At 65.1% G+C, this 13,511-nt stretch carries 9 protein-coding genes; 8 read left to right on the top strand and 1 reads right to left on the bottom strand.

Going from position 1 to position 13,511, the window contains the following annotated elements:
* The first annotated feature begins 18 nt into the window (after positions 1-18).
* The 8 genes from ABCN56_RS01525 to hflX all read left to right on the top strand — a co-directional run bounded on the left by ABCN56_RS01525 (position 19) and on the right by hflX (position 10,978).
* The gene (locus ABCN56_RS01525) at positions 19-1,107 is read left to right on the top strand and encodes a two-component system sensor histidine kinase NtrB (protein WP_343079005.1); all 1,089 of its coding nucleotides are present in this window, start codon (positions 19-21) and stop codon (positions 1,105-1,107) included.
* Positions 1,107-2,471, top strand: coding sequence for a response regulator (locus tag ABCN56_RS01520; RefSeq protein WP_343079004.1), 1,365 nt, complete (start codon positions 1,107-1,109; stop codon positions 2,469-2,471). The genes ABCN56_RS01525 and ABCN56_RS01520 overlap by 1 nt, the downstream gene beginning before the upstream one ends.
* Before the next feature lie 99 nt (positions 2,472-2,570).
* On the top strand, positions 2,571-4,832 hold the full coding sequence (locus ABCN56_RS01515; RefSeq protein WP_343079003.1) for a sensor histidine kinase NtrY-like: 2,262 nt from the start codon (positions 2,571-2,573) through the stop codon (positions 4,830-4,832).
* A 14-nt stretch (positions 4,833-4,846) separates the two neighbouring features.
* Positions 4,847-6,256: a nitrogen assimilation response regulator NtrX gene (ntrX, locus tag ABCN56_RS01510; RefSeq protein ID WP_343079002.1), complete on the top strand. Its 1,410-nt coding sequence runs from the start codon at positions 4,847-4,849 to the stop codon at positions 6,254-6,256.
* A 162-nt stretch (positions 6,257-6,418) separates the two neighbouring features.
* On the top strand, positions 6,419-7,795 hold the full coding sequence (trkA, locus tag ABCN56_RS01505) for a Trk system potassium transporter TrkA (RefSeq protein WP_343079001.1): 1,377 nt from the start codon (positions 6,419-6,421) through the stop codon (positions 7,793-7,795).
* Positions 7,796-7,798: 3 nt separating this feature from the next.
* Complete coding sequence (locus ABCN56_RS01500; RefSeq protein ID WP_343079000.1) at positions 7,799-9,313, top strand: TrkH family potassium uptake protein; 1,515 nt, start codon at positions 7,799-7,801, stop codon at positions 9,311-9,313.
* A 142-nt stretch (positions 9,314-9,455) separates the two neighbouring features.
* On the top strand, positions 9,456-9,689 hold the full coding sequence (hfq, locus tag ABCN56_RS01495; protein ID WP_107323454.1) for an RNA chaperone Hfq: 234 nt from the start codon (positions 9,456-9,458) through the stop codon (positions 9,687-9,689).
* Positions 9,686-10,978 (top strand): GTPase HflX, encoded by a 1,293-nt coding sequence (hflX, locus tag ABCN56_RS01490; protein WP_343080092.1) that lies wholly within the window; start codon positions 9,686-9,688, stop codon positions 10,976-10,978. Before hfq ends, hflX begins: the two co-directional genes overlap by 4 nt.
* Before the next feature lie 42 nt (positions 10,979-11,020).
* On the opposite strand, the gene ABCN56_RS01485 is transcribed toward hflX, so the two are convergent.
* Complete coding sequence (locus tag ABCN56_RS01485) at positions 11,021-13,486, bottom strand: penicillin acylase family protein (protein ID WP_343078999.1); 2,466 nt, start codon at positions 13,484-13,486, stop codon at positions 11,021-11,023.
* Positions 13,487-13,511: the final 25 nt, after the last annotated feature.

Raw genomic sequence — 13,511 nt, 5'->3', positions numbered from 1 at the left:
TTCGTCGGAGAGCGATGCATGAACCTGCCCGCCCCCGGCATAATCTGGTCTTCGCTCCCAATTCCGGCTCTGTTGATCGATGACGATGACCGCGTGCTTGAGATCAACCCCTCCGCCGAGCTGTTCCTCAACATTTCCGCGCGCTCGGTGAAGGGGCAGCCCCTGTTCGAGCGGCTGGCGATCGACGCCCCGCTGGAGGAGATCTTCGCGAGGGCCCGGACGAACATGTCGGCCCTGTTCATCAACGACGTCGATGTCGGCACAGGGGAGCGCGCGCCGATTTCGTGCAACCTCCAGGTCGCGCCGGTCGCGGATGCGCCGAGCCATGTGCTTCTGCTCATCTCGCCACGCGAACTTGCGGGACGGCTTGGCCGCGCCGAACACGTGCGTTCGGCCGCGAAATCGGCGATCGGCATGGCGGAGATGCTCGCGCACGAGATCAAGAATCCTCTCGCGGGGATTGCAGGCGCCGCCCAGCTTCTCGCGATGGGGCTCGGCCCCGAGGACCGGGAGCTGACCGAGCTGATCGTCGAGGAAACCAGGCGGATCGTGAAGCTCCTCGAGCAGGTCGAGCAGTTCGGCAACCTTCGCCCACCGGAAAAGAAGCCGGTCAACATACACGACGTTCTCGACCGGGCGCGCAAGTCCGCGCTCGTCGGCTTCGCGGCCCACATGACGATCCTCGAGGACTACGATCCCTCGCTGCCGCCGACGCTCGGCGACGCGGATCAGCTGATGCAGGTCGTCCTGAACCTCCTTAAGAACGCTGCCGAAGCCGCTGGCCCATCGGGCACGATCCGCCTTCGCACCTTCTATGACCTGTCACTGCGCGTGCGCAGGCGCGATGGCTCGGGGCAGGCTCTCCCGCTGCAGGTAGAGGTGATCGACGACGGCCCCGGCATCCCCGCCGACATCGCGGCGGACATATTCGAGCCCTTCGTCTCCGGACGCGAAAACGGCACCGGCCTCGGTCTCGCCCTCGTCTCGAAGATCATCTCCGAGCACGACGGCTGGATCGGGGTAGACTCGGTTCCCGGCCGCACGACCTTCCGGATATCGCTGCCGCTCGCGCCCAAGGAATCCCTGAAAGACATGGAGGTGATCTGATGGACGGCACTGTTCTCGTCGCCGACGACGATCGCACGATCCGCACGGTTCTGACCCAGGCCCTGACACGGGCGGGTTGCCGGGTCCACGCAACCTCTTCGCTGACGACGCTCATGCGCTGGGTCGAGGAAGGGAAGGGCGACCTCGTCATCTCGGACGTCGTGATGCCGGACGGAAACGGTCTGGAGGCGTTGCCGAAGATCGGGAAGGAAAGGCCGGGTCTGCCGGTGATCGTCATATCGGCGCAGAACACGATCATGACGGCGATCCAGGCTGCGGAGGCCGAGGCCTTCGACTACCTCCCGAAGCCCTTCGACCTGCCGGACCTGATGAAGCGCGCGGCTCGGGCGCTGGAACAGAAGCGGCGCGCGGCGCCGACACGCGCGCCCGCCGCAGAAGAAGGCGACGATCTGCCGCTCGTCGGTCGAACGGCCGCGATGCAGTCGCTTTACCGGCTGGTCGCGCGGGTGATGAACACCGATCTTCCGGTTCTCATAACCGGCGAATCCGGCACGGGGAAATCGCTGATCGCCCGTGCCATCCACGATTTTTCCGATCGCAGGACGATGCCCTTCGTGGTGGCCCAGGCGACGGATCTCGAAGGGATGGACGGTCCTTCCTCGCTGCTGGCGCGCGCTCGCGGCGGCAGCCTCATCTTCGACGAGGTCGGCGACTTCGACGAGGAGACGCAGGCGCGCATCGTGCGGATGCTGGACGCGCTGCCCGACAACGCGCCCCGGATCATGGCGACATCTCAAGTGGACCTCGCGCGGCGGCTGGAGTCCGGGAAGTTCCGTCAGGATCTCTTCTATCGGCTGGGCGGCGTAACCCTGACGGTGCCCTCGCTGCGCGAGCGGGTCGAGGACATTCCGCTTCTTGCCCAGCATTTCCTGTCCCGCGCGGAGCGGGAAGGCTTCCCACCACGCCATTTCTCCGACGCGGCGGCGGAGTTGATCCGCGCCTATTCATGGCCCGGAAACGTGCGCCAGCTGGAAAACGCGGTGCGCCGGCTGCTGGTCACGGGAACCGGCGAGGAGATCACGCGCGCCGAAGTGGAGGCCGTGCTGGGCGCCATGCCGGCGATGGAGCCGCTGCGCGGCGGCGGCGAGGGGGACAAGCTGTCAGCCTCCGTCGCCAAGCACCTGCGGCGGTATTTCGACCTGCACGGGGGAGCCCTGCCGCCGCCCGGTCTTTACGACCGAATCCTCAAGGAGATGGAGTTGCCGCTGATCGAGATCGCGCTCGACGCGACAGGCGGCAACCAGGCGAAATGCGCCGATCTCCTGGGCATCAATCGCAATACCTTGCGCAAGAAGATCACCGATCTTGATATTCGCGTGACACGGCGCCGGAAACTGATGTAAAACCGCAACATCAAATGTGGCGATCCCGTGTCACCGGGAACAAGACCACAATAGGAGCGGTAAGTCGCCCAAGGCGACACAACATCAAGGATAAGCCGCGTGCAAGTTACGGCGCGACAGGCAACATGGGAACGACTCAACCGGCTCAGGAAGCAGCGCCGGATTCAAGGAGTAGTGACGTTCGGCCTCGTCGTTCTGGGGCCTGTCCTGGCCGTGGCGACCTTCGTCGCGCTCGGCCCGTTCGGGCAGGGCGCGGAGTCGACGGCCCTTCGCCTCGTCCTGCTTGCGGACCTCGTCTATTTCCTGCTACTTGCCGCCCTCGTTCTGTCGCGCATGGGGCGCATGATCGCCGCGCGACGGGCGCGCTCGGCCGGATCAAGGCTGCACATGCGCCTGACTGGCGTCTTTGCCGGCATCGCGCTGGTTCCAACCATTCTCGTCGCGGTGTTCGCGGGCCTGACGGTCAATATCGGTCTCGAGGGGTGGTTCTCCGACCGTGTCCGGCAGGTCGTGGGCACGTCACTGGCGGCGGCCGAGGCCTATCAGGCCGAGCATCGCGATGATATCGCCGCCGACGCCGAGGCTTTGGCGGACTACCTGAACCGCGCCAAGATCGCGTCTTATTTCATCTCGGACGGAGAGCAGAGGCAGCTTCTGACACAAGGTCAGGCGCTGATTCAGCGCGGCCTGCGCGAGGCATATGTGATCGACGGTTCGGGGGAAATTCGGGCACGGGGCGAACGCAGCTACCTCTTCGACTACGAGAAGCCTTCGGCAGACGAACTCGCCCGCGCAGAAGCCGGTGAAACCGTGCTGATCGAGGATTGGGCGAACAACGAGTTCCGGGCGCTTCTCAAGCTCACGCCCTACGTGGATCGCTATCTCTACGTGTCCCGGAACGTCGATGGCTCGATCCTGTCGCTTCTCGACGAAACCCGGGCGACGGTGGGGCTTTATCAGCAGCTCGAGGCCACGCGCGGCAGGGTCCTGTTCGAATTCGGCCTCGTCTACATGGGCTTCGCGCTCATCCTCATTCTCGCGGCGGTCTGGATGGGGCTCTGGTTCGCCGAACGTCTGTCGCGGCCCGTCGGCCGGCTTGCTGGGGCGGCGCAGCTGGTTGGCGCCGGCAACCTCGACGTGCAGGTCCTGGAAGAGGAAGGCGACGACGAAATCGCGATGCTCGGCCGCGTGTTCAACCAGATGACGCGCCAGTTGAAAGGCCAGCGCGAGGCGCTTTTGCAGAGCCATCGCCAGACCGAGGGCCGCCGCCGGCTGTTCGACTCCGTCCTTTCATCCGTGACCTCGGGGGTGATCGGCCTCGATGCCGACGGGCAGGTGGACTTCCTGAACCGTTCCGCGATGCGGCTTCTCGACATGGAGGAGGGCAGGGACCACGGGCGGCCCCTCGCCGAAGCGGTTCCTGAATTCGGGGCTCTGCTCACCCGGCTGCGGGAAGGTCTGGGCGAAGTCGCGCAGGAGGAGATCAAGGTGACCCGCGGGGGACGGCTGGAAAGCCTTCTCGTCCGCATGGCGATCCGCCGGAATGCGGACGGAAAGCTCGAAGGCTACGTGGTCGCCTTCGACGATGTCACCGAACTCGTCTCCGCGCAACGCATGGCGGCCTGGGGCGACGTTGCCCGCCGCATCGCGCACGAGATCAAGAACCCTCTGACCCCAATCCAGCTTTCGGCCGAGCGTCTGCGGCGCAAATTCGCGCCGATCGCCGGCGAAGGCCCCGAGGGGGAGGCGCTGGAGCAATACACGAACGTCATCATCCGCCAGACCGCCGACTTGCGGCGGATCGTCGACGAGTTCTCCAAGTTCGCCCGGATGCCGGAACCCGACCGGCGCGACCATGACCTCGCCAAGCTGATGCGCGAGGCGGTCCTTCTTCAGGAAGGCGCACTGCACGGAGCGCGGCTGGTGGCCGACCTACCGCAGGAGCCCCTTATCGTCGAGATCGACGCGACGATGATTTCGCAGGCGGTCACGAATCTCATAAAGAACGCCGGAGAAGCCATTGAAACCCTGATCGAAAAGGGTGCGCCAGAGGGTTACAATCCGGAGGTGAGGGTCGCCATGACGGTGCGCCCAGAGGCCGTCACGATCCGCATTTCCGACAACGGGATCGGCCTTCCCGAGGATCGGGCCCGGCTTTTCGAGCCCTATGTCACGACACGGGAAAAGGGCACCGGCCTTGGCTTGCCGATAGTCAAGAAGATCATCGAGGAACATGGCGGCACGCTGATCCTTACGGACGCGGAGCCGTTCGAAGGTTCTGCGCATCGCGGCGCCCTGGCGGAAATTCGTCTGCCGCGCGCGCGTTCTTCCAAGTCATTGAGAGAGAGGGCCGCCGAATAACGGTGGAAAGAGGTATGAGCGACATCCTGATTGTGGACGACGAGCGCGACATCCGGGAACTCATCTCGGACATCCTAAAGGACGAGGGGTTCGAAACACGCCTTGCCGCGAATTCGGATGAGTGCATGGCAGAGATCAACGAAGCTCCGCCGTCGCTGATGATCCTGGACATCTGGCTGAAGGACAGCCGGATGGACGGGATCGACATTCTGAAGACGGTGAAGCGCGACAATCCCGATGTTCCGGTCGTCATCATCTCGGGCCACGGCAACATCGAGATCGCCGTCGCCGCGATCAAGCAGGGCGCCTACGATTTCATCGAGAAGCCCTTCAACATCGACCAGCTTCTCGTCGTCATCTCGCGCGCGATGGAGACGTCGCGCCTGCGGCGGGAGAACGCGAGCCTCCGCCGGCGCGACGTGACCTCGGCCGAAATGATCGGGTCCTCACCTGCCTTCAGGAAGCTGAAGGAGCAACTCGACAAGGTGACGAAGTCGAACGCGCGCGTGATGCTTTCCGGGGAGCCCGGATCAGGCAAGGAAGTCGCCGCGCGCTTCATCCATGTGAATTCGAACCGCGCCTCCGGCCCCTTCGTGTCGGTCTCCTCGGCATCCATAGAACCCGATCGGATGGAGGAGGTTCTTTTCGGACGCGAAAGCCTCGAGCGCGGGGTCGAGAAGGGGCTTCTCGAACAGGCCCATGGTGGCATCGTCTTTTTCGACGAGGTTGCCGACATGCCTTTGGGCACGCAGTCGAAGATCCTGCGAGTGCTCACGGAACAGCAGTTCACGCGCGTCGGCGGAACGGACAAGGTGCGGGTGGACCTTCGCGTGATCTCCTCCACCACGCGCGACCTGTCGGCCGAAATCCGGGCGGGACGGTTCCGCCAGGAACTCTACGACCGCCTGAACGTGGTGCCGATCACGGTTCCGCCGCTTTCGGACCGGCGCGAGGACATTCCCGAATTGTCCAGCCACTTCATCGTGAATTTCAACAAGTCCCAGGGACTGCCCCTGCGCTCGCTTTCCGAGGAAGCCGAGGCGCTGATGCAGACGCTGGAGTGGCCCGGCAACATCCGCCAGCTGCGCAACGTGATAGAACGGGTGCTGATCCTTGGCGAAGGTCACGGGCCGATCGAGGCGAAGGAACTACCGGGGCAGAGCGACGCCGGGCCGGACGACGGGCGCCTCGTTCTCGGCGGAGCCCTGGCGACGCTACCCCTGCGGGAGGCGCGCGAGCTTTTCGAACGCGAATACCTGCTGACGCAGATCAACCGGTTCGGTGGCAATATCAGCCGGACGGCGACATTTGTCGGCATGGAACGTTCGGCCCTGCACAGGAAGCTGAAGTCGCTGGGTGTCGTCACGACTGCGAAGTCCGGCGCGCGCGTCGCGCATCTCGAGGACGAGGAGCAGGAGGCCTAGATCGAAAGCGGCAGCCGTGATCGCCGGCCGTAGCGTCGCGCACATCCGCACCGTGACGGCCTGTCCTCCGGGTCATCTGTCTGACCGTCCCTGCCATAGGGCAATTGACCCGCCTGCCTGCCCGTGCCTATCAAGGGCGGCAGTCGGGACAGGAAGGGCGGCATGAAGGTCATTATCTGCGGGGCGGGTCAGGTCGGCTGGCAGATCGCGCGCCATCTCTCCGGGGAAAAGAACGACGTGACCGTCGTCGACATGAACCCGGAGCTCGTCCGCCGCGCCTCGGACACGCTCGACGTCCAGGGCATATCGGGATTCGCATCCTACCCCGACGTCCTTGAACGGGCAGGCGCGCGGGACTGCGACATGATCATCGCGGCCACCCACTCGGACGAGGTGAACATGGTCACCTGTCAGGTCGCGCATTCCATCTTCAGCATTCCCCGCAAGATCGCCCGGATCCGCGCCCAGTCCTACACGGCTGCTCTCTATTCCGACCTCTACCGGCGCGAACACATGCCGATCGACGTCGTGATCTCGCCCGAGCGCGAGGTCGCGGAAGCGGCGCTCCAGCGACTGGCGGCCCCGACGACCTTCGACACGGAAAGCTTCCTCGGAGGCCGGGTCCAGCTTCTCGGCATCTCGCTCGACGAGGAATGCCCGGTTCTGAACACGCCGCTGCGGCAGCTGACGGACCTGTTTTCCACGCTGCGGGCGATCGTCGTCGGCGTCAGGCGGGAAGGGCGCCTCTTCGCCCCCGAGGCGGGCGACCAGCTTTTTGCCGATGACCAGATCTACGTTTTCGCCCATGTCGAGGACGTGAACCGCACGCTCGACATCTTCGGCAAGTCAACGAAGAAACAGGAACGCATCGTCATCATCGGCGGCGGCAACGTCGGACTTGCCGTGGCCAGGGCGCTCGAGGCGCGGACCGAACGCGTCAGGGCCAAGGTGATCGAAAGGAGCCGGGGCCAGGCGGAACTGGCGGCTGACGCGCTGGAACGGACGATCGTCCTGAACGGCGACGGGATGAGCATGGAACTGCTCCTAGAGGCCAACATCGACCGCGCCGATGCGGTCCTCGCGGTCACCGACGACGACAAGACGAACATTCTCGTTTCCGTCAGGGCGAAGCAGGCCGGCTGTCCGATGGCGATCGCGCTTGTGAACGACCCCACTCTCGTTCCGCTTATGGGCCCGCTCGATATCGACGCCTACATCAACCCGCGCGCCACGACGGTTTCCTCCATCCTTCGGCACATCCGCCACGGCCGCGTGAGGGCGGTCTATTCGATCGGCGACGCCGAAGCCGAGGTGATCGAGGCACAGGTGCTTTCGACATCGCCCATCGCCGGGCGGACGATCCGGGAGATCGAATTCCCCGAGGGCGTGCTGGTCGGTGCACTCTTGAGGGGCGACAAGGTCATGAAACCGACCAGCACGACGCGGGTCGAGGAATCGGACGTGATCCTTCTTTTCGCGATGGCGGGCGACGTGCCAGAAGTGGAACGGCTGCTGCAGGTCACGATCGATTTCTTCTGACAGATGCGCCGGTTTCTCGATCTCCCGCTCCTCGTGATCCTGATGGGAATTGGGGCGGTATCCATGTACGTGCCTGCCGCCCACGCCGTCGCCAGCCGCGACTGGGCCGTGGCTCGGGCATTCTTCTACTCGGGTTCGCTTTTCCTCGTTCTGACCGGCCTTATCGGGCTTGCGACGATAGCCAACCCCGCGACGAAGACCTCGCGCAGCCACCTTCTCGCGCTGGTCGGGACCTATACGGTGCTGCCGATCATGCTTGCTGTTCCCCTCAACGAGGTCACGGCGAGCAACAGCCTTTTCGACGCCTGGTGGGAAATGGTTTCCTCCCTGACGACGACCGGGGCCTCGCTTTTCGAACCGTCCGCCCTGCCGCCTTCCGCACACCTCTGGAGGGCGCTGGTGGGATGGATCGGGGGCTTTTTCGCGCTCGTGACGGCGGTCGCGATCCTGGCGCCCATGAACCTCGGGGGTTTCGAGGTTCTGACCGGCGCGCCCGCCGGGCAGGGGGCGGTGGGTGCAAGCCAGATCACGCGGGTCGCGGACCCCTCCGAGCGCCTGGTGCGATACACCTTCGCCCTCCTTCCGATCTACGGGGCGCTCACGCTCATGCTGTGGATACTCCTGATCCTTGCGGGCGACGGGCCACTCGTCGCGGCCTGCCACGCGATGTCGACGCTCGCCACGTCGGGCATCTCTCCCGTCGGGGGGATTTCGGGAGGCGGCTCGGGCATCGCGGGTGAGTTCTTCATCTTCCTCTTCCTGGCCTTCGCGTTGACCCGCCGGATGTATCCGGGTGAGAAGCTGGCGCAGCTGACCGGGGATCTTCGCCGTGACCCCGAGTTCCGGCTTGGCCTGCTGATCGTCGCGACGGTTCCGCTGCTGCTTTTCCTCCGGCACTGGATCGGCGCCTTCGAGGAGGAAACGGTCGAGGATATCGACGCGGCGCTTCGCGCGCTCTGGGGCGCGGCCTTCACCGTCATGTCGTTCCTGACCACGACCGGCTTCGAATCCACCGACTGGGCGGAAGCGCGCACCTGGTCCGGCCTGAAGTCGCCGGGTCTGATCCTCGCCGGGCTCACGGTGATCGGCGGGGGCGTCGCGACGACGGCCGGCGGCGTGAAGCTGTTGCGCGTATACGCTCTCTTCCGTCACGGCCAGAGGGAAATGGAGCGGCTGATCCACCCCAATTCCGTGGGTGGTGCCGGCATCATCGCGCGGCGGCTGCGCCGGCAGGGCGCCCAGATCGCCTGGATCTTCTTCATGCTCTTCGCGACCTCGATCGCGCTGGTCATGCTCGCCCTGTCATTGACTGGCCTCGATTTCGAGTCGACGACCGTGCTTTCGGTCGCGGCGCTGTCGACCACGGGGCCCCTCGCCACCGTGGCCGCCGAAACGCCGATCGCCTGGGGGAGTCTTGATCAGGCGGCAAAGGCGATCCTTGCCGCGGCGATGGTTCTTGGCCGGTTGGAAACGCTGGCGATCATCGCGCTTCTCAATCCCGAATTCTGGCGCGGGTAATTCCAGGGAGAGTGGCCAGCCCGAATATTTTCGGGGTGGAAACTGTTCATTTCCTTGAGCATACTCGCGCCAAGGTTCCGGGTGCAGCGACCAGGGGCCGAAACCAGCGGGACAAGACCTTAACAAAAGGCAAGAAAACAAAATGGCTGCCGACAAACAGAATTTACAGGATGCGTTTCTAAACCACGTCCGCAAGACGAAGGTTCCCGTTACGATCTTCCTGATCAACGGGGTCAAGCTTCAGGGCGTTATTACATGGTTTGACAATTTCTGCGTATTGCTGCGCCGGGACGGCCAGTCGCAGCTCGTCTACAAGCACGCAATTTCCACGATCATGCCCGGCCAACCGATCTCTCTCTACGAGGGCGAAGACTGACCGAAAGACCCGTAGCCGAAGGGCCCGGACCGCGTGCGACGCGGGCCTATGTTCTGCATCCCGATCGGAGGGAGGCCGACGCGCGCCGTGAGCCCAGGCTCGCCCTGGAGGAAGCGGTGGCGCTTGCGGACGCGCTTCCCGGAATGGAGGTCGTGGGCGCGGACGTCGTTCGCCTGCCCAAGGCTCAACCCGGTCTTCTTTTCGGCTCCGGGAAAGTAGCGGAGCTGAAGGAAAGGTTCGCCAGCGCGGAAATCGAGCTCGTCCTTGTCGACGGCCCCGTGACACCCGTCCAGCAACGCAACCTGGAGAAGGAGTGGAACGTCAAACTTCTCGACCGGACGGGCCTGATCCTCGAGATCTTCGCTGATCGCGCGCGCACGCGCGAAGGCGTTCTGCAGGTGGAACTTGCCGCGCTGTCCTATCAGCGCACGCGCCTCGTGCGCGCCTGGACGCACCTTGAGCGGCAGCGGGGCGGTCTCGGCTTCGTCGGGGGCCCCGGCGAGACGCAGATCGAAGCGGACCGGCGCGCCATCGACGAACAGGTGACGCGGCTCAGAAAGCAGCTCGCGAAGGTGGTCAAGACGCGCGAACTGCACCGCGCCGCGCGGCGGAAGGTGCCGTTCCCCATTGTCGCGCTCGTCGGCTACACGAACGCGGGCAAATCGACGCTCTTCAATCGCATGACCGGGGCCGAAGTCCTTGCCAAGGACATGCTTTTCGCCACGCTGGATCCCACGATGCGCGGCGTCGAGCTGCCGTCTGGCAAGAAGGTGATCCTGTCGGACACCGTGGGTTTCATCTCCAACCTTCCGACCCAGCTCGTGGCGGCATTCCGCGCCACGCTCGAGGAAGTGCTGGAAGCGGACCTTATCCTGCATGTGCGCGACATCAGCCACCCGGAGACGGAGGAGCAGGCCGCCGATGTCGAAGAAATCCTCGAAGAACTCGGCGTTCGCGAGGAGGTCCCGGTTTTCGAGGTCTGGAACAAGATCGACGTTCTTGCGGCCGACGCGCGGGCCGCGCTTCAGGTGCAGGACGCACGCACACCCGGAATCCATGCCGTGAGCGCGCTCACGGGCGAGGGGCTCGCATCGCTCCTTTCCGCCGTCTCCACGACCCTCGATGAGGCGCGGGAGGAGACCGAAATTCTCCTGCCCTACGCCGAGGGGAAGCGACGCGCGTGGCTCCATGATCAGGGCGTCGTCATCGCCGAGAAACAGGAAGAGGAAGGTTACCGGCTGACCGTCCGATGGACGGCACAGCAGAAGGCGAGATTCGACGCCGTCTGAATGACGTGACCGTGCGGGCCTTCGTGCGCCCCCGCCGGACGCTTACCCGCCCTCCGCGGGCTCCAGCACGGTGATACCCGTGGCGGCTGCGCGCGCCAGAGCCGGGTCGAGCGACATCGGGATGTATTCCCCGCGCCGCCACAGCCTTGCGAGGTCGTCGTAGTGGCGCGAGAGGGGATGCCCCGACTGCCCGGTCGAGATGATGAAGACCGAGCTGTCGGGATCGCCGAAGTCGTAAACGCCCCGGTAGCCCGCGCCGTGAACGCTCAGGAAGGGATCGGGCTCCGTGCCCTTGGTCAGGCCGCGCATCAGCGTGTTGTCGCCCCCCGAGGTCGACAGGCGGATGTTCACGATCCAGCCGAGAAGCGGCGAGTCCCCCAGCACCGGGTGATCGAGCGCGGCCTCATGCGAATCCCCCCAGCGCCAGCTTTCCGGGTTAGAGCCGTGGTGTTCCGAAAGATAGAGCAGCGCATCGTCGAGCGCGATGCGGGCAAGCTCGGGGCAGGTCTCCACCGGCGAGGACTGCAGGATATCGCACCACTTGCCCGCGCCTTCGACATCCCGGAACACGCGCTCGATGAAGAGCGGACGCAGGCCGATGAAATCCTCCGCCAGCGGTCCAAGCTCGTCACGGATGAGCCGCGATTGCAGCGCGCGCACCCAGGCGGCATAGATCAGCGGTTCGGGCAGGTGCTCGTTCATTTCACCGTCCCAGTCGGCCAGAAGTCCCAATGCGCGCTGCCTCAGCCGTTCCTGCGTCCCGCCCGGCGCAGCCTCCCCAGTGAACCAAAGCTCGGCGCCGATCAGCGGCAGGAGGCTTCGCGCGGTCGGAGAAACGGTATCAAGCTGCGCCGCGATGAAGCTTTCGCGCGTGTGGAACTCCCGCTCCTGCATCAGGCGCTGCCATCGCTGGACGCGCTGGCTGTCTCCCCAGTCATAGCTGACATGTTCGGGGAAGGGGCGGTCCACCACCTTGTTGTTCGTGTTGCCGACGATCCCGCCCTCGGGGTCGAGGAATACCGGGTTGTCCGCGTAGGGCAGCATACCGTGCCATCGGTTCTCCGGGCGCCAGCCGGGGGATGGCATGCGCCCCTTCGACTGGTGGTCGGCATCTCGGGCGGGCATCCGGCCGACCATCTGCATCGCGATCCCGTCCTGGTCCGCGAGTATCAGGTTCTGCGCCGGGGCGATGAAATCCCTGCCGGCCTCGATGCCTTCCTCCACCGTCCGGGCCTTCATCAGCCGAAGCAGGCCCGTCGCCGTAGTGTCGTTGCCGTCGAGAAGCGTCCATCCAAGCGCAGCGACATGGCCGGGCGGCGTGACGGAAGCCAGCCCGTAGTGAGAGCCTGGCAGCACGGGACCGTTCTGCGTCCAGCGCAGGGTGATGGTGACAGGGTCCCCGTCCGCGACTTCGATGATGGACCGCCGTGTCTGGAAATCCGCCCATCCCGCCTCGGTCCGGTAGCGCGTCGGGTCCGCCGGGTTCAGCTCCTCGATGAAGACGTCCTGATCGTCGAGATAGGAGGATGTCGTGCCCCAGCCGAGGTTCGCATTCCGGCCAAGAAGGATCGCCGGAAATCCGGGGATCGTCGCGCCGATCACGCCCCCCGTGCTCAGTTCCAGCCGCGCCAGATACCAGTTGGAGGGCGCGGTGAACGCGGAATGCGGATCGTTGGCAAGAAGCGAGCCGCGCGCGGCGGAACGCCCCGGCGCCGCCGCCCATGCATTCGAAGCTCCGGCGAAATCCCCGCGGCGGAACGGCGAAAGCGCGTTCTCGGCGTAGCGGAGCGGCTCCTTCGGCCGGTCCAGACCCGGCGCAAGACTTGCATAGGGGGGCAGGGCAGCGACACCAGGTCCCGGCGCCTCGGGAAATAGGTCTCGGGCCCAGTCGGGCGAAAGGAGAGAGACGCGGGCGAAGAGCACCTCGGATTCGAGCTGATCGGACATCTGCAGTCCCATCAGCTTCAGCACGGCGAGAGAGTCGGCCGGCTGCCAGTACGCGATCTCGTTCGAGAACAGGAAGAACTCCGGCGCGCCGCGTCCCTTCGCCTGCTCGTTGACGATGCGGATCCATTCGTTGACGCCGCGCGCATAGGCTTCGAGAGCGGCGCGGGTCTTTTCATCCTGCGCGGCGACGGACTGGGCGGCGAGACCGTAGATGTCGAACCGCCGCATCAGCTCGTCTGTCGCGACCGTCGCCGACCCGAACACCTCCGACAGCCGGCCCTGCGCCGTGCGGCGCATGATCGTCATCTGCCAGAGCCGATCCTGCGCGTGGGCGAAGCCGAGGCCGAAGAAGACGTCGGCGTCATTCGCGCCGAAGATGTGCGGGACGTCGGCCGTGTCGCGGACGATTTCGACGCGACCCTCGATTCCCGTAACGGTGTGCGTTTCGTTGTAGTCAGGGATCGACCGGCTGCCGAAATAGTAGACGAGGACCGCAATGGCGAAAGAGAGAACGAGCGCGCCGGTAACGATTCTCAGGAGCCAGCGCAGAACGGTAAGCATGAAGGTCTCCGCGGATCGGCGGTTG

Source organism: Ostreiculturibacter nitratireducens (genome assembly GCF_032670585.1).
Lineage (GTDB): Bacteria > Pseudomonadota > Alphaproteobacteria > Rhodobacterales > Rhodobacteraceae > Ostreiculturibacter > Ostreiculturibacter nitratireducens.
This window is presented reverse-complemented; position numbering and strand designations above follow the sequence as displayed.